Source organism: Aeromonas sp. QDB03 (genome assembly GCF_027707985.1).
GTDB classification, from domain to species: Bacteria; Pseudomonadota; Gammaproteobacteria; order Enterobacterales; family Aeromonadaceae; genus Aeromonas; species Aeromonas hydrophila.
The window spans coordinates 1-24573 of sequence record NZ_JAPCJG010000017.1 but is presented as its reverse complement, the minus strand read 5'-3'; the positions used below and the strand labels follow the sequence as shown (position 1 = coordinate 24573).

Sequence of the window (24573 nt, the reverse complement as noted above, 5' to 3'; positions counted from 1 at the left end):
TGGCGCTCCGTTTCTGTTTTGGCGGGGGCTGGCTCAGCGCACGATCAGACCGAGCAGGATCCCCACCACGCCGAAGTCGGCATCGCTGAAGGTGGTGTTGGCAAAGCCGAGATCCCCCAGCACCGGCAGCAGGAACACCGGCAGGAAGGTGATCAGCAGGCCGTTGGCGAAGGCCCCCAACAGGGCGCCGCGACGGCCGCCGGTGGCATTGCCGAACACCCCGGCCGCCGCGCCGACGAAGAAGTGCGGCACCACCCCCGGAATGATGACGGTGAGCCCCAGCAGGTAGAGCAGCACCATGCCCACCAGACCGGCGGCAAAGCTCGACAGGAAGCCGATCAGCACCGCATTGGGGGCGTAGGGGAAGACGATGGGGCAGTCCAGCGCCGGCTTGGCGTTGGGTACCAGCTTGTCGGAGATCCCCTTGAAGGCCGGTACGATTTCGGCGATGACCATCCGCACCCCCTGCAGGATCACGTAGACCCCGGCGGCGAAGGTGATGGACTGCATCAGGGAGAACATGAACCAGTGCTTGCCCTTGGCGACGCTGGCGACGAACTCGGGCCCGGCGAAGGCGGAGGTGATGAGGAAGATGATGCCCATGGTGAAGGAGATGGCCACCGGGGTATCGCGCAGGAACAGCAGACTCTTGGGCACCTGCACCTCTTCGCTGCTGTGGGCCTTGTTGCCGAACTTGGCGCCGATCCAGCCGGCCAGCACATAGGAGCAGGTGGAGAAGTGGCCGAGTGCCACGTCATCGGAGCCGGTGATCTGCTTCATGTAGGGGTGGGCGAGGGCCGGGAACAGCACCATGGTCACGCCGACCACCAGGCTGCCCACCGCGATGAGCGGGATGCCGCTCATGCCGCCGGCGGAGAGGATGGCCGCCACCATCATCGACATGAACAGGGTGTGGTGACCGGTCAGGAAGATGAATTTCCACGGGGTGAGCCGGGCGATCAGGATGTTCACCAGCATGGCGAAGAACATGATCATCGCCATCTCCTTGCCGAACGACTGCTGGGCAATGGAGACGATGGCCTCGTTGTTGGGCACCACCCCCTTGATGCCGAAGGCGTGCTGGAAGATGGTGGCGAAGTCGCCCAGCGAGTTCACCACCAGGGTGGCGCCGGCCCCCAGGATGACGAAGCCCATGATGGTCTTGACCGTGCCCTTGATGCACTCGGTTACCGGTTTCTTCTGGGCGATCAGGCCGATGAGGGAGATCAGGCCGACCAGCACGGCCGGCTCCGACAGCACGTCAAACATCAGAAAATTGAAAAATTCCATGGTCAGCTCCAAGCAGATGGAAGCGGCGGCTCACCGGCCGCCCAGACAGTCGCAAAGGGGTTAGAGTGCGCCCAGCTCGCGCAGGGCGATGGCGAGTTTTTCTTTCATGGCGGCCTTGTCGACCATGTTGTCCAGCGATACCAGCCGGCCGTTGACGCCCATGCTGACCAGCTGTTCGGCGATGTCGCGGGTGGCGACAAAGATCTCGGCGCGCTCACTGCCGGCGGAGGCGAGATCCCGGTGATCCACCTCGGCCGTCACGGCCAGCTCCTTGAGAATGCTCTTGATGCTCATCTCCATCATCAGGCTGGTGCCCAGGCCGTGTCCGCATACAACCAGAATTTTCATGCTCTCTTCCTCTGTCAGGTGCGCCGTGGCGCAGATCAGTAGCGCGCCAGGATGCGCAGGATGTCGTCTTTGCTGGTGGCCGCCATGATGGCCGCCACGTCTTCTTCATTCATGAACAGCTCGGCCAGCTGGGCGATGGTCTCCACGTGGGAGTTGCTGTCGCTGGCGGCCAGGGTGACCAGCAGCCGCACCGGGTCGTTGCCCTCGGAGCCGAAGTTGACCCCCTCTTTCAGTACGGTCAGCGCCAGTCCCAACCGGTTGACGCCGTCTTCCGGGCGGGCGTGGGGCATGGCCAGGCCCGGGCCCAGCACGTAGTAGGGGCCGAGCTCCTCGTGGGAGCGATAGAGCGCCGCCACATAGAAGGGCTCGATGGTGCCGTTGGCAAGCAGGGGGGCGGTGGCCAGCTCGATGGCGTGGCGCCAGTCGCGGGCGCCCGCTTCGATGGAAATGACCTCCTCGGTCAGCAATTGGGTCAGCATGGCAGTGTCCGGGCTGGATAGGATGGCGCCAATCTAGCGATCTTGCCTCTTGATAACTGTGAGCTTGATCCCGAAAGTTAGCGCTACCAGATAGCGCTAACATTGATCTGTGATAGCGCTATCATTTCTCTCACAGAAGGGATTCATCCTGCCCCTTATCGGCCTCAAAGAAGGTAAAATCCGGTTTGAGCAAATAGTCAGTGCCGCGCTTTTGCCTTAAAGTGAGCACCCGTATGCCGAGGAAGGGAAAGGATGTCAGAAGCGAAGAAACGCCGTAGCACGGGTCGGGTGACCCTCAACGATGTGGCCCAGCTGGCCGGCGTGGGGGCCATGACGGTGTCGCGCGCCCTGCGCACCCCCGAGCTGGTGTCCGACAAGATGCGCGAGCGCATCGAGGCGGCGGTGGACGAACTCGGCTATATCCCCAATCGGGCGGCGGGGGCGCTGGCGTCCGCCACCTCTCAGACCATAGTGGTGATCGTGCCCAGCCTGACCGAGTGCGGCTGCGGCGAGGTGATCGCCGGGCTGCAGCAGACGCTGCGGGGCGAGGGCTACCAGATCATGCTGGGGGATGCCCAGCACCTCAAGCAGCAGGAGGAGAGCCTGCTGACCAGCTTTCTGCAGCACAATCCGGCGGCCGTGGTGCTGTTTGGCAGCGATCCTGGCGAGACCATCCGCCAGCGGCTGCAGGCGGCCCGCCTGCCGGTGGTGGAGGTGGGGGCCATGGCCCGCAGTCCCATCGACATGAACGTCGGGGTCTCCAACTTCGATGCCGGCTACCAGCTGACCCGCCACCTGATCGAGCGCGGCTACCGCAATATCGGTTTCCTCTGCGCCCGCCAGGAGCAGTGGATGCTGCAGCAGCGCATGCAGGGCTGGCAGAAGGCGTTGCTGGACAACTACCTCTCCCCCGACGCCATCATCAACACCTCGGAGCGACCCAGCTTCAGCACGGGGGCGGCCATGCTGGGGGAGTTCCTGCTGCGCTGGCCCGAACTGGATGCGCTGGTCTGCGTCAACGACGAGCTGGCGGCCGGGGTGCTGTTCGAATGCCAGCGCCGCCACCTGAACGTGCCGGGCAAGCTCGCCATCGCCGGTTTCGACGATCTGGACGTGGCGCGGGCCTGCTATCCGGCCCTCACCTCGGTCCGCATCCCCTATCAGCGGATGGGGCAGGAGGCCGCCGATCTCATCCTGCGTCAGCTGGCCGGTGAACCCGTCATGGGCTCGGCGCTGACCCTCGATTTCCAGCTGCAGAAGCGGCAAAGCAGCTGACCCCTTTCACACTCATCAAAGAGGCAACCATGTTCAAGGCTCTGTTACTGGAAAACCAAGACGGCAAGACGGTGCCGACCCTGACCCGGCTGGACGAGAGCCAGCTGCCGGCCGGCGAGGTGCGGGTGGCGGTGCGCTACAGCTCCCTCAACTACAAGGACGGGCTGGCCATCACCGGCAAGGGCAAGATAGTGCGCCAGTGGCCGCTGGTGCCCGGTATCGACTTCGCCGGCACCGTGCTGGAATCTGCTGATAGCCGCTACCAGCCAGGTGACCGGGTGGTGCTGACCGGCTGGGGCGTGGGGGAAGGCCACTGGGGCGGCATGGCCGAACAGGCGCGGGTCAAGGCCGACTGGCTGGTGCAGCTGCCGGCCGGGCTGGATGAACGGCAGGCCATGTGCATCGGCACCGCCGGTCTGACCGCCATGCTCTGCGTACTGGCGCTGGAGGAGGCGGGAGTAACCCCGCAGAGCGGCGAGATCCTGGTGACCGGCGCCGCCGGCGGGGTGGGATCCACCGCCGTTGCCTTGCTGGCTGCGCTGGGTTATCAGGTGGCAGCCCTGACCGGCCGTCCAGAGGAGCAGGGCGAGCTGTTGACCGCGCTCGGCGCCAGCCGCATCGTGCCGCGCAGCGAGCTGCTGGAGCCCGCCAAGCCGCTGGAGAAGCAGCTGTGGGCCGGGGCGGTCGATACCGTCGGCAGTCAGGTGCTGGCCAAGTTGCTGGCCCAGATGAACTACGGCGGCGCCGTGGCGGCCTGCGGGCTGGCGGGTGGCTTCGATCTGCCCACCAGCGTGATGCCCTTCATCCTGCGCAACGTGCGGTTGCAGGGGGTCGATTCGGTGATGTGTCCGCTGGCGCGCCGCCAACTGGCGTGGCAGCGACTGGCGCGGGATCTGCCCGCCAGCTTCTTTGCGCAGGCGGTCACCGAGATAGGGCTGGAGCAGGTGGCGGAGGCCGCCGAAGCCATCACCCAAGGGCAAATCGCGGGGCGCACCCTGGTCAAACTTTGATCCAGCCCTGACTGGCGAGCCCCATTTTTCTGGATAGACTTTGAGTGCGGGTGCACTATCCAAGGAGAATGAGCATGGGTGGACACAAGCCGGATTACGATCTCGATGACGATTGGGAGCCGGAATCCTGGGAAGAAGAGCTGGATGAATGGGAAGACGAGAGCTGGCAGGATGATGACCCTCTCGACGACCAGTAATCCGCGTATTGAATACACAGGCGGGCCTCGGGCCCGCCTGTTTTTTTGGGCGGCTCACAGGAATGGGGAGAGGTGCTTGGAGGGGGCTGCTGCTCTGGCTAGAATGAACTGCCCAAACGACACTCAAGGATGATTATGCGACTCTCGGTGATAGTGTTTGCCGTTCTGCTCGGGGGCTGCGCCTCCCATTCGGACGATCCGTGCGAGAAGGTGTGGAGCGAGGTGGGGGAGGCCGACGGCAAGCTGGGCTTTACCGCCGAGCGGGTCGAGTTTCATCAGGCCCAGTGCGGTGAGAAGGTGGATGCCGAGCTGTGGAAACAGGGGCATCAGAAGGGACTGGCCTGGTATTGCCGGCCGGAGCACCTCTATCTGGCGGGCCGTTCCGGTGGCGAGTATCGCGGGGTCTGCCCCAATGACGTCCAGGCGCGCCGGCTGTTCGAGCAGGGCCGCCAGGGCTGGACCGATCAATAGCCGGGCTGGCGGCTCAGGCTTCTTTCTCTTTCAACCGCAGCGGCTGACACAGATAGCTCTTGTCGTTGGCGCTGCGGGCACACTTGCCGCAGACGAACTTGGGTTTGCGCACGATTTTGCGCAGGGTCTTGAGATCGGCCGGGATCTCGCTGCGCCGCCATTCACACAGGGTCTTGTTGCCCATCTCGAACTACCTCGACAACTCGGTGGGCCCTAGTGTAATCAATTTTCATTTCTAAAACAGCGAGCGGGCCAGGATGATCTCGCTGCCCGCTCGTGGTGACGGGAGATTACTGATAGAGGAACTTGGTAAAGATCAGCTCGCGCACCGCCTTCTTGCCGGTCTCCTTCACCAGCAGCTCGTTGGCCCGGGTCTGGCACTCCTTGCGCAGGTCTTCGCGGCTGACCAGAGACTTGATCTGGTCGGCACTCTTGCTGCCCATCAGCCGGATGATGGCGTCACGAATGAGGGGGTCATGCTGCTCCAGCAGCTTGAGGTCGGCCTCGTTCTCGGCCATCAACTCCACCGTCACCCGGACGTAGCCGAGGGTTTTGCCATCGCTCAGGTAGTTGGTGATGATGTCGGGATCCAGCAGGTGATAGAAGAAACCCGGCTTGGCGGCGGCAGCTTCCCCTTCTGCAGGGGCTTCCCCCCCTTCGGAGGCATAGGCCTGAAGTGCACCGCAGCTTAGCAACAACACCAGCAGAAATTTGAATAGCTTCATAGGATGGCTCATCAGCAAGAGATACCCCATTTTTGATGCTGCCATCGGGGCCGTCAAGCACGGATGTTCTTACAATTCTCGATTGATTTACGGATAATAAACCGGATTTTAACCTGATAACGGAAATCTCCGGATGGTGAAGCTGTGAAGTCCGAGTTGACTGTTCCCCTTGCCCGGCTCGTGCCCTGGCAGACGCCCGCGCAGTGCGAGCCGCCCGAGGCCTTGCTGCCCTGGTTGCTGGAGGCCGATTCCATGACCCGGCGCCTGCGCCGCCACAATCGCCATTTCTCGGTACAACTGTTCGGCAATCGCAGCGTCGCCCTCGACGCCGACGAGCAGCAGCTGGTGGTCGCCGAGCAGCCCATGGGGCTGTGCCGCGAGGTGATCCTGCACGGCGATCATGGGCCGGCCGTACTGGGCTGGACCCTGTTTGCCGAAGCCGCCCTGCAAGAGAGCGGTCTGCGCGAGCTGGGTGAGCAACCCCTGGGTGAACGTATCTTTGGTGACGAGCCTGCCCGGCGCGATCACCTGCAACTGGCCTGTTTCGAGATTGCGAGCAATCCCTGGTGTCCGGCCGGCATCGTCTGGGGACGTCGTTCCCGTCTGTTTCTGGGGCAATGGCCACTGCTGGTCCATGAACTCTTCTTGCCCTCTCTGTCATGCAACAAGGAGCTGGAGTGAATCTGTTAACCAAGGAGCGGGGACTAGCCTACGTGCAGTTGGCCCGCATCGACAAGCCCATCGGTACCCTGCTGCTGCTGTGGCCGACCCTGTGGGCACTGTGGCTGGCGGCTGACGGCCTGCCGGATCTCTGGACCCTGCTGGTGTTCGTGGTGGGGGTGTTTCTGATGCGCTCCGCCGGTTGCGTCATCAACGACTATGCGGATCGCAACTTCGACGGTCACGTGAAGCGCACCGCCGGCCGACCGCTGCCCATGGGCAAGGTCAAGCCGCGGGAGGTGCTGGCGCTGTTTGCGGTGCTGGCGCTCATCTCGTTCGCCCTGGTACTGACCATGAACCCGCTCACCATCGGCCTGTCGTTCGCGGCCCTGCTGCTGGCGGTCTGCTACCCCTTCATGAAGCGATACATCCCGATCCCCCAGCTGGTGCTCGGCATGGCCTTCTCCTGGTCGATTCCCATGGCCTATGCGGCCCAGGCCAATGCCCTGCCGGCGGTGGCCTGGCTGGTGTTTCTCGCCAACCTGCTGTGGACCATCGCCTACGACACCCAGTACGCCATGGTGGATAGAGACGACGACCTCAAGCTCGGCCTCAAGTCGAGTGCCATCCTGTTCGGCCGCCACGACAAGCGGATCATCGGCGCGCTGCAGCTGCTGACCCTGCTGATCCTGCTGCTGGTGGGGCAGTTAAGCGAGCTGGGCTCCAGCTACTACTGGTCGCTGCTGGCGGCGGCGGCGCTGTTCGTCTATCAGCAGCGGCTGATCCGCGAGCGGCAGCGGGAGGCCTGCTTCCAGGCATTTCTCAACAACAACTACGTGGGGGCGCTGATCTTTGCCGGGGTAGTGATCAACTACCTGTGAGTCAACCCCATCATGAAAAAAGGCCGCATGTTGCGGCCTTTTTTATGGTGTCGTGCGAGCGGGGTCAGAGCCGGTTGCCGGCCTGGATGGTGCGTCGGATCTTGGTGCTCAGCAGCGGCACTATGTTGTCGGCCAGCGCCTGGAAGCGGCCCAGATCCGGCTTGCAGCCCGGGTCGAGGTAGCCTTCGCTGCGCAGGGTGTGGATCAGGGTGCTGAACAGCTTCTGGTCGAAGAACTCAGGGGCGTTGATGCCGTGCAGGGTGCCGAGGCGCTCCGCCATCATCAGGCCGTCCGCCTCCAGCTGCTCGGCCTCGATGCGGGGCTGGGCCAGCACCCGGGTCAGCACGATGGCGTAGCGCTGCAGAGTCTCCTGAATGCTCTCGGCCAAGAGCAGCAGGCAGGTCTGGTTGACCGGATTGACCCAGAAGCCGCCGTCGCGGGCCTCGATCAGCTGCTGGCGCTGCAGTTCGGCCAGCAGGGCATCGACCAGCTCCGGCAGCTCGTCCTCTTCATAGCGCAGGAACAGCTCGGTCTTGAGCAGCGGGTAGATGTCGATGCAGCGGGCAACGATCTCGCTGCGGGAGATCCCCTCGCAGCGCTCGATCAGCGCCGCCACCAGGGAGGGCATGGCGAACAGATGGAGGATGTTGTTGCGGTAGTAGGTCAGCAGGATCGCCTGATAGCGGTCCAGGCTGACGATCTGGCCCAGCTTGTCCTCGCTCACCTCGAACTTGTTGAGCTCCATGGCCTGATCCAGCAGGGTCTTGGCATCCTCGTCCGGGATAGTGCTGTGCGGGCTGTAGGGCACCTGCTTGAGCAGATCCAGATAGGTGTTGAGCTGGGCCTGCAGTTCGTCGCGGGTCAGGGCGTGGCGCTCGGCGGCCAGCAGTGCCAGCGCGCTCAGGGTCAGGCCGTTGACGGCGGCGGCCCCGTTGATGCGGGTCATCAGCAGCTCGGCCAGCTGGTTGACGGTGGGCGCCATCCACTCGGGACGCTCCTCCTCGCCGATGTGCTCCTTCCAGCTGGGCACGTGTTCGTTGAGGTAATTGTTGAGGGTCAGCGGCTCACCGAAGTTGACGAAGCCGCGGCCGTAGTTGCGCAGCTTGCGCAGGATGCCGAGCACCTGCAGGAAGCTCTCCTTCTCCTTGCGGCTGCCCTTGAGCTCGTTGTGGTAGGTGTTCACCTCCATCACATGCTCGTAGCCCAGATAGACGGGCACCAGGGTCACCGGTCTGTCCAGCCCGCGCATCATGGCCTGCAGGGTCATCGCCAGCATGCCGGTCTTGGGCGGCAGCAGGCGGCCGGTACGCGAACGCCCGCCCTCGGTGAAGAACTCCACCGAATAGCCCTTGGCAAACAGCAGATTGAGGTATTCCCGGAATACCGTGCTGTAGAGCGGATTGCCCTTGAAGGTACGGCGGATGAAGAAGGCGCCGCCGTGGCGGAAGATCGGGCCCGCCGGCCAGAAGTTGAGGTTGATGCCCGCCGCGATGTGGGGCGGCACCATCCCCTGGTGATAGATGACGTAGGAGAGCAGCAGATAGTCCATGTGGCTGCGATGGCAGGGCACATAGACGATCTCGTGCCCTTCCTGGGCCAGCTGGCGCACCTTCTCGGCGCCGTTGACGGAGAGGCCGCGGTAGAGCTTGTTCCACAGCCAGCCGAGGAAGCTCTCGCCAAGCCGGATCAGCCGGTAGGAGAAGTCGGAGGCGATCTCGTCCATGTAGCCGTGGGCCCGTTTCTGGGCTTTCTCCAGGCTGATCCCCTCGCGCTGTGCTTCTTCCTCGATGGCCTGCTGAATGACGTTCGAATCGAGCAGCTGTTTGAACAGCAGGTTGCGGTTGGGCAGCTTGGGGCCGGTAGCGGCCAGCTGCTGGCGGCTGAAGTGGGTGCGGGCAACCCGCGCCAGCTTGTGGGCGATGGCCTCGTCGGTGCCGTGCTTGTCCGCCATGTGACGCAGGGAGAGCGGCGGGGAGAAGCGCACCAAGTTCTCACGTCCTTTCAGGATCACGATCAACGCCTTCTTGAGGCGGTTTGGCGCCAGGCTGCTGATGATGTTCCAGCCGGAGGCTTCCTCGCCTTCCCGACCGGGCGCGCGGCCCCAGAACAGGGTGACGGGTACCACCTGGATATCCAGCGCCGGATCCTGTTTGTGCAGATCCAGCAGCTGGTGGAACTCCTGCATGAAGGGCAGCGGCTTGCTGCGCTTGCCGAACAGGGGAGGCGGACGGTCCAGACAGACATAACGGGGCAGCAACTGGCCGTTCAGCTCCAGCGGGGTGAAGGGGCCGGGCAGGCCGAGATCCTCGCAGCACTGTTGCAGGGTCATCAGGTCGGTGATCGAGCTGGTCTTCAGGGCGTAGACGATGGGTCTGGCCGGATCCAGCTTGAGCTCGGTGATGGGGTTTTCCGGCAGGCTCTTGTGATTGACCAAGCCGCTGACCGGCCATTGCAAGATGGCTCTGGAAATGTTCTGTCCAAGGGACATGTGCGTCTGCTCTCCAAAAAAATGCGGCGTGAGCATAGCAAATCACCGACTGCTTGTCGCCGAGAGGTACGATGAGTCGGCTGCGCGGGATCAAATCTGCAGCAAATGAGCGCCGGGTCGCGACAAATGTCAGCTGCGCCTTGCCTTGGCCACTGCACTGTATATACTGCCAGTGTGCTGTATAAAAAGACAGGTGCCCATGCTATGAAACCCCTTACTCCCCGCCAGGCCGAAGTGCTGGAGTTGATCAAGGCGAACATGAACGAAACCGGCATGCCGCCGACTCGCGCCGAGATAGCCCAGAAGCTTGGTTTCAAGTCGGCCAATGCGGCCGAGGAACATCTGAAGGCCCTGGCCAAAAAGGGGGTCATTGAGATCATGCCGGGCACGTCCCGCGGCATTCGCCTGTTGCTCGAAGAGGAAGAGCCGCTGGAAGAGAGCGGTCTGCCGCTGATCGGCAAGGTGGCCGCCGGCGAGCCCATCCTGGCGCAGGAACACATCGAGAGCCACTACCAGGTGGATCCGGCCCTGTTCCACCCGCGGGCCGACTTCCTGCTGCGGGTACAGGGCATGAGCATGAAGAACATCGGCATTCTGGATGGCGACCTGCTGGCGGTGCACAAGACCCAGGAGGTGCGCAACGGCCAGGTGGTGGTGGCACGGCTCGACGAGGATGTCACCGTCAAGCGCTTCCAGCGCAAGGGCAGCCAGGTGTGGCTGCTGCCGGAGAACGAAGAGCTCTCCCCCATCGAGGTGGATCTCTCCTGTCAGCAGCTCACCATCGAGGGGCTGGCGGTCGGCGTCATTCGCAACGCCGACTGGATGTAATCCTTGCCATGAAACGGCCTCCTGCGGGAGGCCGTTTCGTTTCTGTACTCCTTTCCCCATGATTTCAATCAGATCCTGATACCCGCTACTTTTGTCTGCGGGCGGCGGCCGCAGGCGATTCATTTCAGATATATCATTTGGTAAGGCGGACTCGTTGGCTTGAGCCGCCCCCGCTGCTCGCCATGACGCGCGTTATCCAGATCGCTGGTAGCAGGAACCCGGAGGGCAGCAGGGAAAAACAACAGCCTCGTGCGGTGTGCAGCGCACACCTGGCAAAGAGGCGCTTGCGGGATAGAAGGGAGAGTGGTCAGCAGGGCGCCGGCAGTCGGCCCCGCAGCGGCACACTCGCGCAGTCGACACGCGGCAGTCATTGACTCATTCACCCCGGTGGTGATGGGCGGTGCCGGTTGGCGTGACCTGTTGATCGAGGAGGACAGGTATGGCTTCAAGCTCGCCATGGGATCCGGGTCTGGCATCGCCCGTTTCTTCCATCACCCGTTTCATCAAGGGTAACCGGATGACCCGTTTCTATGCCCTCTGGGTACACCACAAGGGTGCCTGCTGGACCATCTGGCTGGGGTGCCCCAAGGACAAGATTGTCCGGCTGGTGCGCCTGTTTCACAGCCATCATGACGGCGGGCTAGCCGACGCCCCCTGGACCGCACCCGTCATCCCGCTGCGGGCACAGTCCAGACGCCCGCATGAGCGGCGCCGACAACAGCCGTGAGCGTCACTGCTTCTTGCGCAGCCCCACCTTATGGTGGGGCTGTTGTTTTGGGCGGGTTCGGGCCGATATCACCGGCCCTTGCGTCATCTTCTGACGGAAGTTGGCCAGCGAACGGGCATCCGGTACAAGGGGGTGACCGGTCCGGCGCCGGCTGGGTTACAATGGCTCTTCCATTCGGGCCCGGTTGGCGGGTATGTCGAAGTGAAAGGGTCTGTTCTCTTATGGTTAAACCGCGTTACCCCTTGCTGTTTCTGCTGCTGGTCGGGGGCATGATGGCCGGATTTTACTGGAACCAGCCCTCTCTGCCCGAGCATGCCGACTACTACCCGGCGGGGCGGGACATCAATCCGTTCGCCTTCACCGATCAGGATGGCCAACCTTTCGTCCCCGCTAGCCTGACTGGCCACTGGACCTTCCTGTTCGTCGGCTACACCTTCTGTCCCGACATCTGCCCGACCACCCTGGCGGATCTGCGTTCCGTCTACCCCGAGCTGAAAAAGATCGCCCCGAACAGCCAGGTGGTATTCATCTCGGCGGATCCGCAGCGGGACGATGTGGCCCGTCTCAAGACCTATACCGCCTTCTTCAATCCGGAGTTCAAGGCGGCGACCGGCCCCCACGACAAGTTGTTCCCGTTCGTGCGCAATCTGGGGCTCATCTACTCCATCGCCGACCAGGGTGAGAAGGATTACCTGATCGACCACTCCGCCTCCATCGTGCTGATCAATCCGGCCGGCAAGCTGGAGGCCGTGTTTCGCCCCCGTCTGAGCGAGGGCAGTGTGCCCAGAGTCGTGATGGCGAGCATGGTGTCGGACTTTGCCAAGATAGTGCGGCTGGACGACGCATGATGAGCAACGGACTCCCTGCGACATGCTGACCCCCGTCTGGTGGCGGGACGGGCGGCGCCACCGCGCCGTGTTTGCCCTGGCCCTGCCCATGGTGTTTTCCAATGTCACCACTCCGCTGCTGGGGCTGGTGGATACCTGGGTGATCGGTCATCTCAGTCAGGCCTGGTTCCTCGGCGGCGTGTCGGTCGGCGCCACCCTCATCAACCTGCTGTTCTGGCTGCTCGGCTTCTTGCGGATGTCCACCACGGGGCTGACCGCCCAGGCTCATGGCGCCAGCAGCCCGGCCGGCCAGCTCGACACCCTGGCCCGTGCGCTGGGGCTCGCCGTCGGGCTGGGAGTGGTGTTGCTGCTGCTGTTGCTGCCGCTGATCCCCACTCTTATTGCCCTCAGCGGTGGCTCCGCCGAGGTGCAGCACTATGCCGCCGAGTATGTTTCGGTGCGGGTCTGGAGCGCTCCGGCGGCGCTCTGCAACCTGGTGATCATGGGCTGGCTGCTGGGCATGCAGGATGCGCGCAGCCCCATGCTGCTGCTGATCTTCACCAACCTGGTCAACATGGGGCTCGATGCCTGGTTCGTGCTGGGACTGGGCTGGCAGGTGAAGGGGGTCGCCGCCGCCTCGCTGCTGGCGGACTACAGCGCGCTCGGATTGGGGCTCTGGCTGGTGAGCCGTCACCTGCGCCGGCTGGCCGCATCGGCGTGGCAGGGTGCCTGGCAGCGCTGGCGCCAGTGGCCCGCACTGCTGCGACTGCTGGCCCTGAACCGGGACATCTTCATCCGCTCCCTCTGCCTGCAACTCTGTTTCGCCTTCATGACCCTGCAGGGTGCCAGGCTGGGGGATGTGGCGGTGGCGGCCAATGCGGTGCTGCTCAACTTCCTGATGCTGATCTCCTACGGGCTGGACGGCTTCGCCTACGCGGTGGAGGCCATGGTGGGCCGCGCCATCGGGCGGCGGGATCGGCAGGGGTTGCGGGAGGCCATCGTCCTCAATCTCGGTTGGGCGCTGCTGATCGCCCTGACGTTCAGCCTGTTGTTTGCGGTGGGCGGCAGCCGGCTGATCGCGCACATCACCGATCTGCCGGCGGTGATCGCCGCCGCCAATGCGCAGCTGCCCTGGCTCATCGCCATGCCGCTGCTGGCGGTCTGGTGCTTCCTGCTGGACGGGGTCTTCATCGGGGCGACCCGGGCGCGGGAGATGCGCAACAGCATGCTGGTGGCGGCACTGTGCGGCTTCTTCCCGGTTTGGTGGCTCTGTCAGGGTTGGGGCGTGGCGGCCTTGTGGGCCGCGATGGCGGCCCTGATGGCGGGGCGTGGGTTGACGCTGGGCTGGCTCTGCTGGCAGCTGGAGCGCGATGGCCGGTTGCTGCACTCAGCCCACGGGGTGGGAGAGGCGCAGCAGACGTCTTCCTGACGTCAGCGCCTGCCTGGAGCTGTCGGGTTTACTCCTGCAGCGAGCCGGCATAGCCCAGCTGGCGCCAGCTTTCGTAGACGAATACCGCCACCGCATTGGCGAGGTTCATGCTGCGGCTCTGGGGCAGCATGGGGATGCGCAGCCGCTGCTCGAACGGCAGGCTCTCGATGATCTCGATGGGTAGGCCGCGGCTCTCGGGCCCGAACAGCAGGGCATCACCTGCGGCAAACTGCACCGCCGAATGGGCGGTGCGCCCCTTGGTGGTACAGGCGAATACCCGCGTCGGCGCCACCGCCTCGATAAAGGCCTCGAAGTTCGGCCAGCGCTTCACCTCGGCAAACTCGTGGTAGTCGAGCCCCGCCCGCTTCACCCGCTTGTCATCCCACTCAAACCCCAGCGGCTCTATCAGGTGCAGTCGATAGCCGGTGTTGGCGCAGAGGCGGATGATGTTGCCGGTGTTGGGCGGAATTTCCGGTTGGTAGAGCACGATGTCGAGCATGACGGCGTCCTGATGGGGCGAAAAGGGCGCCAGCATACCCAGCGCCCGTGCGGATGAAAAGAGTCTGCTCAGCCGATGGGCAGGCGGATGGTGATGGTCAGCCCGGCCGGTTGATTGCTGCTGGCGCGGATGGTGCCGCCGTGGCGCGCAATGGCCTCCGCGGCGATGGCCAGCCCCAGCCCGGTGCCGCCGGTCTTGGCGTTGCGGGCATCATCCACCCGAAAGAAGGGCAGGAACAGCTGGGCCTGCTGCTCCACCGGCACGCCAGGTCCGTCGTCGCGTATGGTCATCACCCACTCCAGTCCCTCCCGATACCAGTCCACCTTGATGAACTCGCGGGCGTATTTGAGCGCGTTGCGCAGTGGATTCTCCAGTGCCCTAGCCAGCAGATCGGGCCACATCCGCAGCGATTCAGCCGGCAGCGGTGGCAGCCGGAGCTGCTTGCCGCTCTGGTTGGCCTCGAACATGGCGTCGTCCAGGATGGGCTCCAGCAGCTCGGCCAACGGCATCACCACCGGCGCTTCCACATGCTGCTGTACCCGCGACAGGTCGAGCAGGTCGCCGATCAGCTTGTCGAGCCGGCCGATCTCCGATTCGATCCGTACCAGCTCGTTGCTGTCCCCCTGTTTGCGGCGGATCAGCGCCTGCGCCAGCTGAATGCGGGTGAGCGGGCTGCGCAGCTCGTGGGAGATGTCGGAGAGCAGCTGTTTCTGCTTCTGGATCATGTTCTTGAGGGTATCGACCATGTGGCTGACGTGATCCGCCAGCTGGCCGATCTCGTCCCGCCGTCCCAGGTTGGGGATCTGCGCTTCCAGATTACCCTCCGCCAGCTGGGAGACCGACTGCTGCAGTTGCAGGATGGGGCGGGTCAGCCGCCAGGCCAGCAGCAGACAGAGCGGGGTGCTGACCAGCATGGCGATGCCGAGGATCTGGATCGGGTGATCCAGGATCTGGATGAACAGGAACAGATAGGAGTTCTCGACGTTGAGGCCGAAGTAGATGTGATAGACCTGGCCGTGATGCGTCATCTGGAAGGGGCCGGCGATGGCCCGCTTGTGCTCGCTGCCCAGCATGGGCTTGGCCGGGTTGTCCGAGTCGAGCATGAAACGGATCACGAACTTGCTCAGGCGGGTGCTGGACTGCATCTGTCCCTTGGCATCGCGCAGATAGATGTTGTCGACCGGCAGCAGGCCGGCGGCATCGATGGCTTGGGCCAGATCGAAATCCTGATTGGGGTCGGCCCCCTTCTGCAGTGCCTTTAGGTTGTTGTTGAGGCGGGTGATCTCGTGGGCCGGCAGCGGAATGATGTTGCGGGGATCCAGGGTCGGCAGGATCACCACGGCGGCCACCACCAGCAACAGCATGAACCAGAACCAGAGGAAGATCTGGGTGGAGAGACCGTTGAAGGTGCGGGCGGTTCTCATGCCTGTTCCAGCCACAGATAGCCCCTGCCGCGCACCGTCTTGAAGCGGGGTTGGCCATCGGTGCGCTCAGGCAGCTTCTTGCGCAGGTTGCTCAGGTGCATGTCGATGGCACGATCGAAGGGCTCGAGTTTCTTGCCGAGCACCAGCTCGGAGAGCTGGCTCTTGCTGACGATCTGGCCAGGGTTGCGCAGCAGGCACTCCAGCAGGCCGAATTCGGTGGCGGTCAGCTCCAGCAGTTCGCCGTGGCAGCTGGCCTGTTGCAGGCCGGGTTGCAGCACCAGATCCATGAAGCGCACCTCTTCCGAGCTGCCGCCGCGCTGGGGCTGGGTGCCCTGGGTACGGCGCAAGATGGCGCGCACCCGGGCCAGCAGCTCCCGATCGTCGAACGGCTTGGCGAGATAGTCGTCAGCCCCGGCCTCCAGCCCGTTGACCCGATCCTGGCTGTCGCCACGGGCGGTCAGCATCAGCACCGGGGTGTCGTGGGTCTTGCGCAGTCGGGCCAGCATGGCGAAGCCGTTGAGCTTGGGCATCATCACGTCCAGCAGCACCAGGTTGAAGTGCTGTTCGGCCAGCCGTTGCAAGCCCTCTTCGCCATCCTCGGCGACGGTCACCTGGAAGCCTTCCAGGGTCAGAATTTCGGTGAGCAACTGGGTCAGCTCGAGATCGTCGTCGACCAGGAGTATTTTGTGCATCTGAAGTCATTCCGCTGATTTTTCGCGCCAATCCGGCGTCGGGGTCAGGGTATAATAGATTTTTAACCGCAAGAGGAAAGCCGGTTTTGAGCCATCAACAATATTCCCGCTGGGTGACGCTGGCCAGCATGGCCGCCGTCACGACCGCCACCCTGCTGATCACCGGCAAGCTGATCGCCTGGCTGATGACCGACTCCTCGAGCCTGCTGGCCTCCCTCACCGACTCCTTCATGGACGTGAGCGCCTCCATTATCAACCTGCTGGCGATCCGCTATGCCCTGTCACCGGCCGATGACGAACACCGCTTCGGCCACGGCAAGGCGGAGTCGCTGGCCGGGCTGATCCAGGCGGCCTTTATCTCCGGTTCCGCCCTGCTGCTGGTGATGCACGGCATCTCCTCCCTGCTCAAGCAGGCGCCGCTGGAGCGGCTCGAAGCAGGTCTGTGGGTCAGTGGGGGCTCCATCGTGCTCACCCTGCTGCTGGTCAGCTTCCAGAGCCTGGTGATCCGCAAGACCAACAGCGTGGCCATCAAGGCCGACATGCTGCACTACCGCTCCGACCTGCTGCTCAACGGCGGCGTGCTGCTGGCACTGGTGCTGGCGGGGCAGGGCTGGTACTGGGCCGACGGCCTGTTTGCCATCCTGATCGGGCTGTTCCTCTTGTGGGGGGCGCTGCACATCGGCTATGAATCGGTGCAGGCGCTGCTCGATCGTCAGTTGCCAGCCGAGGAACAAGCGAGAATAATGGCCCTCTGCTGTGACGTCGAAGGTGTACACGGGGTGCATGATCTGCGCACCCGCCAATCCGGTCCGACCCGTTTCGTGCAGTTGCATCTGGAACTGGACGATCAGCTCCCTCTGGTCAAGGCCCATCAGATTGCCGATGAAGCCGAACTGGCGGTTCGTCAGGCGTTCGAGCGCATGGATGTCATCATTCATATGGACCCCATCTCCGTGGTGCACAAGGAACAGCAAGGCACTCCCTCAGAACAACAGTAGGCTGCAACATGGATGATCTGGTTGCCAGAACCTGGCAAAAAATTCAGCAAGAAGCGGCGAGCATGGCGACCGAAGAGCCCATGCTGGCCAGCTTCTTCCACTCCACCATTCTCAATCACAAGAACCTGCGTTCGGCCCTCAGCTTCCAGCTGGCAAACAAGCTCGACAGTGCCACCATGCCTGCCATCGCCCTGCGCGAGGTGATCGAACTGGCCCTGCGCAGCGAGCCCGAGCTGCTGGCTGTCGTGGCGGCCGACATCTGTGCGGTGCAGGAGCGCGACCCGGCGGTCGATCTCTTCTCTACCCCGCTGCTCTACCTCAAGGGATTCCATGCCCTGCAGGGCTACCGGGTCGCCAACTGGCTGTGGCGCCAGGGGCGGCGCTCGCTGGCGCTCTACCTGCAGAACCAGATCTCGGTGGTGTTCGGAGTGGACGTGCACCCGGCCGCCCGTATCGGCAAGGGCATCATGTTTGACCATGCCACCGGCATCGTGGTGGGTGAGACGGCGGTGATCGAGGACGATGTCTCCATCCTGCAGAGCGTTACCCTGGGCGGTACCGGCAAGGAGAGCGGCGATCGCCACCCCAAGATCCGGGAAGGGGTGATGATAGGGGCGGGCGCCAAGGTGCTCGGCAACATCGAGGTGGGCATGGGAGCCAAGATCGGCGCCGGCAGCGTGGTGATCAACCCGGTGCCGCCGCACACCACGGTGGCGGGCGTACCCGCCAAGATCGTGGGTCGTCCGGAGTGCGACAAGCCTTCGCTGGACATGGATCAGTGTCTCTGATCCCCTGACCGAGGTGCATTGATGGCCAAGCGCTGGTCGGGTTATCTGATCCTGGGGATGTGGCTGCTCAATCTGCTGCACCTCTATCTGGGATTCTCCCCCTGGCCGGCGGCCATCGCGGCCTGGGGGGCCTCGCTGCTCACCTGGCCCTGGCTGGTGGGGGCGGCGCGGCGCCAGGCGCTGGCCCTGTACGGGGCAGCGCTGGCACTGCTGATCTTCTCCTGCTGGCGGGGAGCAAGCCTCACCGCCGGTGACTGGCTGCTGCCCAACATCAACATGCTCACCATGTTTGCGGCGGTGAGCACCCTCAATCTCGCCACCTCGGGCCTCTTGACCGGCACCACCTCATGGCAAGGGCGCAAGGGGCTGTGGAGCACCATGGCCAGCCTCAACCTGCTGGGGGCCGTCATCAACCTCTCGGTGCTGTTCATCATCGGCGATCGGCTGGAGCGTAACGGCACCCTTGAGCGGCGTCAGGTGCTGGTGCTGAGCCGGATCTTCTGCGCGGCGGCCTTCTGGTCCCCTTTCTTCGTCGCCATGGCGGTGGCGCTCACCTATGCGCCCGGCCTGCAGCTGTCGCGCATCCTGCCGTTCGGGGTGGTGGCGACTCTGCTGGCGATGGGGCTGACCGCCTGGCAGGTGGAACGGCTGGGGGTGGCGGACTTTGCCGGCTATCCGCTGCGGCTGCAGACTCTGGGCCTGCCGGTGGCACTGGCCCTGCTGGTACTGCTGATCAAGCAGAGCTGGCCGGATCTCGGCATTCTGGCGGTGATCGCCCTGGTGGCACCACTGTTGGCCTTTGCCTTCATGCCGAGCGCGGGGCGCGGCCCGGCCCTCAAGCGGCAGGTGGTGGAACGCTTCCCCGCCATCGGCGGCCAACTGGTGCTGTTTCTGGGGGCTGGCCTGCTGGCCGCCGGCATCAACAGCGCGCTGTCGGTGCTCGAGCTGGGTGGCGGCCACGGCTTGCCCTTCTTCCATCATTTCGGCTGGCTGGAGTCTTCGCTCACCCTGTTGCTGATCCTGCTGGTGGCCATCGTCGGGGTGCACCCGCTCATCAGCATCTCAGGATTGGCGCCACTGTTGTGGCCGCTCTCGCCGGATCCCAGCCTGCTCGGCATGTGCTTCCTGCTGGGCTGGGGGCTGGCCACCGGTACCAGTCCGCTCTCCGGCTCCAACCTGGCGCTGGCCTCCCGCTACAACCTGAGTGCCGGGGCGATTTTGCGCGGCAACCTGCTCTACGGCCTGCTGATGTACGGGGTCGCCTGTCTGCTGCTGGGGGCCTATATCGCCCTGCACGCCTGATGATGCGGGCTCTCGGCAAGGGCGTGCAGGGCGGTTGCGCAGGGGCTAGGTGGCGACTTGTGCGGGGCCGGCCGTGGCTTGGGCGCAGGATGCGAGAAAAATAGACGCATATTTAGGCAATACATCCATGGAAGGCGCATTTTACAGCGCACCGGCTTGTTTGTGCCGATAGGCTCGGGGTATGCTGGCTTCACGCGCTTGAATCGCCCTCTGTGGGGCATCGCAATTGAACATACAGGTATGCATATGTCACTAGAAGTCCTTGAGCAACTCGAATCCAAAGTACAATCCGCCGTCGACAACATCTCCCTGCTGAAGATGGAGCTGGACGAGCTGAAAGAGCAGAACAACAAGCTGCAAGACGAGAACCATCAGCTGCGCAACGAGCACGTCGCCTGGCAAGAGCGTCTGCGTGCCCTGCTGGGCAAGATGGACCAGATGGGCGAAAGCATCTGAGTCGTCGCCATCCGCGAGAATTGAAAACGGGCCGCTCCATGAGCGGCCCGTTTGTTTGGGTCAGTCTGGCAATCAGAGTGCCAGCAGCTGTTTGACGGTCTTCTCGATGCCGTCCGCCGCTTCCACTATGTTGTTGGCCAGCATGTAGGCGGGGGTGGAGATCACCTTGCGCTCCTGATCCACCACGAACTCGTTGACCGGGCAGTTGAGGTGGCTGCCTCCCATCGCCTCGATGGCGTTGGCGGTGCCCTCGTCGTGGCCTATGGTGGCCAGGGTGCCGGCGCCATAGATGAGCGGGATCATGGCCGGTGCGATGCAGATGTAGGCGGCCGGCTTGCCGGCCTTGGCGAAGCTCTGGCACGCCTTCAGTACATCCGGCTGGATTTGGCACTCGGCCCCCTTGATGGCGAAGTCGCACAGGTTCTTGGCGGCGCCAAAGCCACCCGGCACCAGCAGGGCATCGTAGTCGGCCGCATCCAGCTCGGCCACGTCCCTTATCTGGCCGCGGCAGAGGCGGGCCGCTTCGACCAGCACGTTGCGGTGCTCGCCTTCACTCACTTCCCCGGTCAGGTGGTTGATCACATGGAGCTGTGGAACATTGGGAGCGAAGCACTGGACTGCTGCGCCCTGCCTGGCCAGCGCCAGCAGACTGATGACGGCCTCGTGGATTTCGGCCCCGTCAAAGACGCCACAGCCACTCAAGATCACGGCCACTTTTTTCATGACAGACTCCTCGTTGTTGAAAATGTGAGCCAGAATGGATTGTTGTACTTTTGTATGGTTATCGTTCGTCCTCAGCTGGTCAAGTCATCTTGCTGTGCTAGGATTGTTTCGTTTTGGATCCTGCCGTACTTACTCCCTTAAATTTTTTTCCACATTGATCGAGATCATTCAAGTCGTCTCGCGATCGGTTTTTAAGTGCGCAACCAATTGTTATTTATTGGTTTTTATATTTTTGTGCACAGTTTTATCACTGTGGTTCATACTGCCCCCCATTTTTGAGCACAGAGTTATCCACAGATTGATGGCCTGTGAGGATCCACTGGCAGGGTCTTTGCCCCCCTTGGTGTGAGGGGGGCCCTGTGGCATCCTAGCGGCTGTTTATCTCTGGCAGGACGATTTCATGGCCCCTAGCAATCCCCTTATTCTGGTCGACGGCTCTTCATATCTTTACCGCGCCTTCTTTGCCTCCCAGCAGGCCGATCTGCGCACCTCGACCGGTTTGCCGAGCGGCGCCGTCCGTGTCATGGCCAACATGATGCGCAGCCTGCGCAAGCAGTACCCCGACTGCCACGTGGCCGTGGTGTTCGATGCCAAGGGCAAGACCTTCCGCGACGACATCTATCCCGAATACAAGGCCAACCGGGCCAGCATGCCGGACGATCTGCGCAGCCAGGTCGCGCCTATCCATCAGATGATCAAGGCGATGGGCTTCCCCTTCCTGATGGTGGAAGGGGTGGAGGCTGACGATGTGATCGGCACCCTGGCCCGCCAGGCGACCGAGAAGCAGCTGCCGGTGCTGATCAGCACTGGCGACAAGGACATGGCGCAGCTGGTCTCCGACCATGTCACCCTGATCGACACTATGAAAGACGTGAAGACCGATCGGGAAGGGGTGATCGAGAAGTTCGGCGTACCGCCCGAGCTCATCATCGACTACCTGGCCCTGATGGGGGACAAGGTGGATAACATTCCCGGCATGACCGGCGTCGGCGAGAAGACCGCACTGGCCCTGCTGCAAGGGATCGGCAGCATCGACGAGATCGCCGCCAACCTCGACAAGGTGGCTGCGCTCGGTTTCCGTGGCTCCAAGGCGTTCGCCGACAAGTTCCGCGAGCAGGAAGAGCAGGTGCGCCTCTCCTATGTGCTGGCCACCATCAAGACCGATGTGGCGCTGGAACAGAGCCTGGAAGAACTGCAGCTCGGCCCCATCGACAAAGAGGCTCTGCTGGCGGTCTATCGTGAGTACGAGCTGCGCAACCTGATCAAAGAGTTGGAATCCGGCGGCGCTGAGGAGAGCGAAGCCGAAAGTGATGATGAAGGTGCCGCCCCGGTAGCCGCCATCGAGACCGACTATCGCTGCATCCTGGACGAGGCCGAATTCGACGAGTGGCTGGCCCGTCTGCAGGCGGCGCCGTTGTTTGCCTTCGACACCGAGACCACCAGTCTCGACTATATGGAAGCGCGCGTCGTGGGCGTCTCCTTTGCCATCGAGCCGGGCAAGGCGGCCTACGTCCCCTTCGGTCACGACTATCTGGGGGCGCCGGTGCAGCTGACCGAGGCCGTGGTGCTGGGCAAGCTCAAACCGCTGCTGGAAGATCCGACCCGTCTCAAGGTGGGGCAGAACCTCAAGTACGATCGCAACGTGCTGCTCAATCACGGTATCGAGCTGCAGGGCATCGCCTACGACACCATGCTCGAATCCTATGTGCTCAACTCCACCGCCAGCCGCCACGACATGGATTCGCTGGCCCGCAGGTATCTGAACGCCGAGACCATCTCGTTCGAGGATATCGCCGGCAAGGGGGTCAAGCAGCTTACCTTCAACCAGATTGAACTGGAGCAGGCGGCTCCTTACGCGGCGGAAGATGCCGACATCACCCTGCGTCTGCATCAGGCGCTGTGGGGCAAGCTCTCTGCCGAGCCGGGCCTCGCCAAAGTATTCAGCGAGATCGAACTGCCACTGCTGCCGGTGCTGGCGCGAATGGAGCGACTCGGTACCACCATCGAGCCCAAACTGCTGCACCAGCAGAGCCAGGAGATCGAAGTGCGTCTGGCAGAGCTGGAGAAACAGGCTCACGAGCTGGCCGGGCAGGAGTTCAACCTCTCCTCGCCCAAGCAGCTGGGGGAGATCCTCTTCACCAAGCTGGGGCTGCCGATCATCAAAAAGACTCCCAAGGGAGCCCCATCCACTGCGGAAGAGGTGCTGGCCGAGCTGGCGGAGACCTATGAGCTGCCGCAACTGCTGATGGAGCACCGTGGGCTGGCCAAGCTCAAGTCCACCTACACCGACAAGCTGCCGCTGATGATCAAGCCGCAGACCGGGCGGGTGCACACCTCCTATCATCAGGCGGTGGCGGCGACCGGCCGGCTCTCCTCCACCGATCCCAACCTGCAGAACATCCCGGTACGCAACGAACAGGGGCGCCGCATCCGGCAGGCCTTCATCCCGTGCGCCGGTTACAAGCTGGTGGCGGCGGACTACTCCCAGATCGAGCTGCGCATCATGGCGCACCTCTCCGGTGACAAGGGGTTGCTGACCGCCTTCGCCGAGGGCAAGGACATCCACAAGGCGACCGCCGCCGAGGTGTTCGGGGTCGCGCTCGAGGCGGTGACCAGCGACATGCGCCGCAGTGCCAAGGCGATCAACTTTGGTCTCATCTACGGCATGAGTGCCTTCGGTCTGGCCAAGCAACTGGGGATCGGTCGTGCCGAAGCGCAGAAGTACATGGATCTCTACTTCGAACGCTACCCGGGCGTGCTGGAGTACATGGAGCGCACCCGCCAGCAGGCGGATGCTCAGGGTTATGTCGAGACTCTGTTTGGCCGTCGCCTCTATCTGCCGGATATCAAGTCCCGCAATGCCGGTCTGCGCAAGGCGGCTGAACGGGCCGCCATCAACGCCCCCATGCAGGGTACGGCCGCCGACATCATCAAGCGGGCCATGATCAACGTGGATGGCTGGATCCGCGGAATTGAAGACCAGTCGATCCGCATGCTGATGCAGGTGCACGATGAACTGGTGTTCGAGATCCGCGAAGAGAAGCTGGAGGAGTACATTGCCATCATCAAGGAGAAGATGTCAGCCGCAGCCGAGCTGCATGTGCCGCTGGTGGTGGAGGCGGGTACCGGTGACAACTGGGATCAGGCCCACTGACCCTGTCTGACGCTCATATAGCTATATAAGAAGAGAAGCCCGGCATGATGCCGGGCTTCCTGTTTGTGGTGGCGGGGTGTCAGGCCTCTTGCAGATACTCGTCCTTGAGTAGTACATAGTTGTCGGCCGAGGTCTTCAGGAAGGCGATCTCGGCCGGCTTGAGGGCACGAGCCTGCTGGACCGGATTGCCCATATAAAGAAAGCCTGCCTCGAGCCGCTTGCCTGGCGGCACCAGGCTGCCCGCCCCGATCATCACATCGTCTTCAACGATCACCCCATCCAGCAGGATGGTACCCATGCCGACCAGCACCCGGTTGCCGATGGTGCAGCCGTGCAGCATGGCTTTATGACCGACCGTGACATCCTCGCCGATCAGCAGTGGATAGCCGCCGGGGTTGCTGGCGCTCTTGCGGGTCAGGTGCAGCACTGTACCGTCCTGAATATTGCTGCGCGCACCGATGCGGATATGGTTCACATCCCCCCGCGCTGCCACCATGGGCCAGATACTGGCATCGTCACCCAGCTGGATATCCCCCACCAGGGTGGCGCAGGGGTCCACATATACCCGTTTGCCCAATTGCGGGCGCTTTCCCTTGTAAGGTCTCAGTCGCAAGTCCATCTCGGCCTCCTTGTTTTCGGCCATTCTAGCAATTCGAGACCGGTTTCTGTGGATAAGTTTGTATAAAAGCTGTGCTTGGATATGAATAACTAAAAAAGTGCAGTTTTTTGCAATTTTATTGCCGATGAGGGGTTGCCAGAAAGAATCCGTTCCCTATAATGCGCCTCCATCGACACGGCAAGCGGCAACGCAAACAGCCAGGTCGATAACCTCGAAAAGCCTTTGAAAATAAGGCTTGACTCGAGAAGGCGGTTGAGTAGAATGCCACTCCCGCAGCAGCCAA

General features: G+C 63.1%; 27 protein-coding genes. 15 read left to right on the top strand and 12 right to left on the bottom strand.

Going from position 1 to position 24573, the window contains the following annotated elements:
* Nucleotides 1–33: 33 nt before the first annotated feature.
* From PG900_RS22120 to PG900_RS22110, 3 genes are read right to left on the bottom strand one after another with little or no spacing between them, the layout of a single operon-like run.
* Complete coding sequence (locus PG900_RS22120; protein ID WP_270832308.1) at nt 34–1290, bottom strand: PTS ascorbate transporter subunit IIC; 1257 nt, start codon at nt 1288–1290, stop codon at nt 34–36.
* Nucleotides 1291–1350: 60 nt separating this feature from the next.
* Nucleotides 1351–1638: a PTS sugar transporter subunit IIB gene (locus tag PG900_RS22115; RefSeq protein WP_187267976.1), complete on the bottom strand. Its 288-nt coding sequence runs from the start codon at nt 1636–1638 to the stop codon at nt 1351–1353.
* 35 nt (nt 1639–1673) lie between these two features.
* Complete coding sequence (locus PG900_RS22110) at nt 1674–2117, bottom strand: PTS sugar transporter subunit IIA (protein WP_270832307.1); 444 nt, start codon at nt 2115–2117, stop codon at nt 1674–1676.
* A 252-nt stretch (nt 2118–2369) separates the two neighbouring features.
* Between PG900_RS22110 and PG900_RS22105 the strand changes: the two genes are divergently transcribed.
* The 4 genes from PG900_RS22105 (at nt 2370) to PG900_RS22090 (ending at nt 5070) form a co-directional block, all read left to right on the top strand.
* Nucleotides 2370–3392, top strand: coding sequence for a LacI family DNA-binding transcriptional regulator (locus tag PG900_RS22105; protein ID WP_024946139.1), 1023 nt, complete (start codon nt 2370–2372; stop codon nt 3390–3392).
* 29 nt (nt 3393–3421) lie between these two features.
* Nucleotides 3422–4402, top strand: coding sequence for an acrylyl-CoA reductase (NADPH) (gene acuI / locus PG900_RS22100; protein ID WP_270832305.1), 981 nt, complete (start codon nt 3422–3424; stop codon nt 4400–4402).
* 74 nt (nt 4403–4476) lie between these two features.
* Nucleotides 4477–4599 (top strand): hypothetical protein, encoded by a 123-nt coding sequence (locus tag PG900_RS22095; RefSeq protein WP_016349017.1) that lies wholly within the window; start codon nt 4477–4479, stop codon nt 4597–4599.
* A gap of 129 nt (nt 4600–4728) precedes the next feature.
* On the top strand, nt 4729–5070 hold the full coding sequence (locus PG900_RS22090; protein WP_011704195.1) for a DUF2799 domain-containing protein: 342 nt from the start codon (nt 4729–4731) through the stop codon (nt 5068–5070).
* A gap of 13 nt (nt 5071–5083) precedes the next feature.
* Here the strand turns inward: PG900_RS22090 and PG900_RS22085 are convergent, their stop codons facing one another.
* Nucleotides 5084–5254, bottom strand: coding sequence for a hypothetical protein (locus PG900_RS22085; protein WP_005307551.1), 171 nt, complete (start codon nt 5252–5254; stop codon nt 5084–5086).
* Between the two features lie 106 nt (nt 5255–5360).
* A complete protein-coding gene (locus PG900_RS22080; protein WP_011704197.1) occupies nt 5361–5795 on the bottom strand; it encodes a flagellar basal body-associated FliL family protein in 435 nt (144 codons plus the stop codon).
* A 144-nt stretch (nt 5796–5939) separates the two neighbouring features.
* Here PG900_RS22080 and PG900_RS22075 point away from each other — a divergent pair, with 144 nt between their 5' ends.
* Both PG900_RS22075 and ubiA read left to right on the top strand, forming a co-directional pair.
* Nucleotides 5940–6476, top strand: coding sequence for a chorismate--pyruvate lyase family protein (locus PG900_RS22075; RefSeq protein WP_029302639.1), 537 nt, complete (start codon nt 5940–5942; stop codon nt 6474–6476).
* Nucleotides 6473–7336 carry a 4-hydroxybenzoate octaprenyltransferase gene (ubiA, locus tag PG900_RS22070; protein ID WP_011704199.1) on the top strand — a complete coding sequence of 288 codons (864 nt, stop codon included), beginning with the start codon at nt 6473–6475 and terminating at the stop codon, nt 7334–7336. Before PG900_RS22075 ends, ubiA begins: the two co-directional genes overlap by 4 nt.
* Nucleotides 7337–7400: 64 nt before the next feature.
* On the opposite strand, the gene plsB is transcribed toward ubiA, so the two are convergent.
* A complete protein-coding gene (gene plsB, locus PG900_RS22065) occupies nt 7401–9824 on the bottom strand; it encodes a glycerol-3-phosphate 1-O-acyltransferase PlsB (RefSeq protein ID WP_270802628.1) in 2424 nt (807 codons plus the stop codon).
* 204 nt (nt 9825–10028) lie between these two features.
* Between plsB and lexA the strand changes: the two genes are divergently transcribed.
* The 4 genes from lexA (at nt 10029) to dinF (ending at nt 13635) form a co-directional block, all read left to right on the top strand.
* Entirely contained in the window at nt 10029–10652 is a 624-nt protein-coding gene (lexA, locus tag PG900_RS22060) for a transcriptional repressor LexA (RefSeq protein WP_011704201.1), read from the top strand.
* A gap of 439 nt (nt 10653–11091) precedes the next feature.
* Nucleotides 11092–11379 carry a hypothetical protein gene (locus PG900_RS22055; protein WP_011704202.1) on the top strand — a complete coding sequence of 96 codons (288 nt, stop codon included), beginning with the start codon at nt 11092–11094 and terminating at the stop codon, nt 11377–11379.
* Between the two features lie 221 nt (nt 11380–11600).
* Entirely contained in the window at nt 11601–12227 is a 627-nt protein-coding gene (locus PG900_RS22050; RefSeq protein ID WP_016349021.1) for an SCO family protein, read from the top strand.
* 22 nt (nt 12228–12249) lie between these two features.
* Complete coding sequence (dinF, locus tag PG900_RS22045; protein WP_270802626.1) at nt 12250–13635, top strand: MATE family efflux transporter DinF; 1386 nt, start codon at nt 12250–12252, stop codon at nt 13633–13635.
* Between the two features lie 28 nt (nt 13636–13663).
* Here dinF and trmL read toward each other — a convergent pair whose 3' ends face one another.
* From trmL to PG900_RS22030, 3 genes are all read right to left on the bottom strand, one after another.
* The gene (gene trmL, locus PG900_RS22040; RefSeq protein WP_270802660.1) at nt 13664–14134 is read right to left on the bottom strand and encodes a tRNA (uridine(34)/cytosine(34)/5-carboxymethylaminomethyluridine(34)-2'-O)-methyltransferase TrmL; all 471 of its coding nucleotides are present in this window, start codon (nt 14132–14134) and stop codon (nt 13664–13666) included.
* Nucleotides 14135–14202: 68 nt separating this feature from the next.
* Nucleotides 14203–15558 (bottom strand): ATP-binding protein, encoded by a 1356-nt coding sequence (locus PG900_RS22035; protein ID WP_226032707.1) that lies wholly within the window; start codon nt 15556–15558, stop codon nt 14203–14205.
* Entirely contained in the window at nt 15555–16250 is a 696-nt protein-coding gene (locus PG900_RS22030) for a response regulator (protein ID WP_016349025.1), read from the bottom strand. The genes PG900_RS22035 and PG900_RS22030 overlap by 4 nt, the downstream gene beginning before the upstream one ends.
* An 86-nt stretch (nt 16251–16336) precedes the next feature.
* On the opposite strand from PG900_RS22030, the gene fieF reads away from it, so the two are divergent.
* The 4 genes from fieF to PG900_RS22010 all read left to right on the top strand — a co-directional run bounded on the left by fieF (nt 16337) and on the right by PG900_RS22010 (nt 19794).
* The gene (fieF, locus tag PG900_RS22025) at nt 16337–17248 is read left to right on the top strand and encodes a cation efflux pump FieF (protein ID WP_016349026.1); all 912 of its coding nucleotides are present in this window, start codon (nt 16337–16339) and stop codon (nt 17246–17248) included.
* Between the two features lie 8 nt (nt 17249–17256).
* On the top strand, nt 17257–18036 hold the full coding sequence (gene cysE / locus PG900_RS22020) for a serine O-acetyltransferase (RefSeq protein WP_011704210.1): 780 nt from the start codon (nt 17257–17259) through the stop codon (nt 18034–18036).
* A 21-nt stretch (nt 18037–18057) separates the two neighbouring features.
* Nucleotides 18058–19338 (top strand): hypothetical protein, encoded by a 1281-nt coding sequence (locus PG900_RS22015; protein ID WP_270832303.1) that lies wholly within the window; start codon nt 18058–18060, stop codon nt 19336–19338.
* Nucleotides 19339–19584: 246 nt separating this feature from the next.
* Nucleotides 19585–19794: a cell division protein ZapB gene (locus PG900_RS22010; protein ID WP_016349028.1), complete on the top strand. Its 210-nt coding sequence runs from the start codon at nt 19585–19587 to the stop codon at nt 19792–19794.
* Between the two features lie 72 nt (nt 19795–19866).
* On the opposite strand, the gene elbB is transcribed toward PG900_RS22010, so the two are convergent.
* A complete protein-coding gene (elbB, locus tag PG900_RS22005; RefSeq protein ID WP_257686198.1) occupies nt 19867–20517 on the bottom strand; it encodes an isoprenoid biosynthesis glyoxalase ElbB in 651 nt (216 codons plus the stop codon).
* Nucleotides 20518–20917: 400 nt separating this feature from the next.
* Between elbB and polA the strand changes: the two genes are divergently transcribed.
* Nucleotides 20918–23671, top strand: coding sequence for a DNA polymerase I (gene polA, locus PG900_RS22000; protein WP_139393492.1), 2754 nt, complete (start codon nt 20918–20920; stop codon nt 23669–23671).
* A gap of 79 nt (nt 23672–23750) precedes the next feature.
* On the opposite strand, the gene PG900_RS21995 is transcribed toward polA, so the two are convergent.
* Both PG900_RS21995 and PG900_RS21990 read right to left on the bottom strand, forming a co-directional pair.
* The gene (locus PG900_RS21995; RefSeq protein ID WP_270832301.1) at nt 23751–24290 is read right to left on the bottom strand and encodes a gamma carbonic anhydrase family protein; all 540 of its coding nucleotides are present in this window, start codon (nt 24288–24290) and stop codon (nt 23751–23753) included.
* An 89-nt stretch (nt 24291–24379) separates the two neighbouring features.
* Nucleotides 24380–24573, bottom strand: a 194-nt coding sequence (locus PG900_RS21990) for a hypothetical protein (protein WP_270832300.1), incomplete at its 5' end; no start/stop codon positions are given.

Excerpts from the sequence above, each read along its gene's own strand:
- cysE (WP_011704210.1), top strand. The coding sequence starts at position 17,257 with ATGGATGATCTGGTTGCCAGAACCTGGCAAAAAATTCAGCAAGAAGCG.
- PG900_RS22090 (WP_011704195.1), top strand. The coding sequence starts at position 4,729 with ATGATTATGCGACTCTCGGTGATAGTGTTTGCCGTTCTGCTCGGGGGC.
- PG900_RS22115 (WP_187267976.1), bottom strand. The coding sequence starts at position 1,638 with ATGAAAATTCTGGTTGTATGCGGACACGGCCTGGGCACCAGCCTGATG.
- elbB (WP_257686198.1), bottom strand. The coding sequence starts at position 20,517 with ATGAAAAAAGTGGCCGTGATCTTGAGTGGCTGTGGCGTCTTTGACGGG.
- PG900_RS22080 (WP_011704197.1), bottom strand. The coding sequence starts at position 5,795 with ATGAAGCTATTCAAATTTCTGCTGGTGTTGTTGCTAAGCTGCGGTGCA.
- PG900_RS21995 (WP_270832301.1), bottom strand. The coding sequence starts at position 24,290 with ATGGACTTGCGACTGAGACCTTACAAGGGAAAGCGCCCGCAATTGGGC.
- acuI (WP_270832305.1), top strand. The coding sequence starts at position 3,422 with ATGTTCAAGGCTCTGTTACTGGAAAACCAAGACGGCAAGACGGTGCCG.
- PG900_RS22050 (WP_016349021.1), top strand. The coding sequence starts at position 11,601 with ATGGTTAAACCGCGTTACCCCTTGCTGTTTCTGCTGCTGGTCGGGGGC.
- plsB (WP_270802628.1), bottom strand. The coding sequence starts at position 9,824 with ATGTCCCTTGGACAGAACATTTCCAGAGCCATCTTGCAATGGCCGGTC.
- dinF (WP_270802626.1), top strand. The coding sequence starts at position 12,250 with ATGCTGACCCCCGTCTGGTGGCGGGACGGGCGGCGCCACCGCGCCGTG.
- PG900_RS22110 (WP_270832307.1), bottom strand. The coding sequence starts at position 2,117 with ATGCTGACCCAATTGCTGACCGAGGAGGTCATTTCCATCGAAGCGGGC.
- lexA (WP_011704201.1), top strand. The coding sequence starts at position 10,029 with ATGAAACCCCTTACTCCCCGCCAGGCCGAAGTGCTGGAGTTGATCAAG.
- PG900_RS22055 (WP_011704202.1), top strand. The coding sequence starts at position 11,092 with ATGGCTTCAAGCTCGCCATGGGATCCGGGTCTGGCATCGCCCGTTTCT.
- PG900_RS22015 (WP_270832303.1), top strand. The coding sequence starts at position 18,058 with ATGGCCAAGCGCTGGTCGGGTTATCTGATCCTGGGGATGTGGCTGCTC.
- PG900_RS22030 (WP_016349025.1), bottom strand. The coding sequence starts at position 16,250 with ATGCACAAAATACTCCTGGTCGACGACGATCTCGAGCTGACCCAGTTG.
- polA (WP_139393492.1), top strand. The coding sequence starts at position 20,918 with ATGGCCCCTAGCAATCCCCTTATTCTGGTCGACGGCTCTTCATATCTT.
- PG900_RS22095 (WP_016349017.1), top strand. The coding sequence starts at position 4,477 with ATGGGTGGACACAAGCCGGATTACGATCTCGATGACGATTGGGAGCCG.
- PG900_RS22035 (WP_226032707.1), bottom strand. The coding sequence starts at position 15,558 with ATGAGAACCGCCCGCACCTTCAACGGTCTCTCCACCCAGATCTTCCTC.
- trmL (WP_270802660.1), bottom strand. The coding sequence starts at position 14,134 with ATGCTCGACATCGTGCTCTACCAACCGGAAATTCCGCCCAACACCGGC.
- PG900_RS22105 (WP_024946139.1), top strand. The coding sequence starts at position 2,370 with ATGTCAGAAGCGAAGAAACGCCGTAGCACGGGTCGGGTGACCCTCAAC.
- PG900_RS22010 (WP_016349028.1), top strand. The coding sequence starts at position 19,585 with ATGTCACTAGAAGTCCTTGAGCAACTCGAATCCAAAGTACAATCCGCC.
- PG900_RS22085 (WP_005307551.1), bottom strand. The coding sequence starts at position 5,254 with ATGGGCAACAAGACCCTGTGTGAATGGCGGCGCAGCGAGATCCCGGCC.
- PG900_RS22120 (WP_270832308.1), bottom strand. The coding sequence starts at position 1,290 with ATGGAATTTTTCAATTTTCTGATGTTTGACGTGCTGTCGGAGCCGGCC.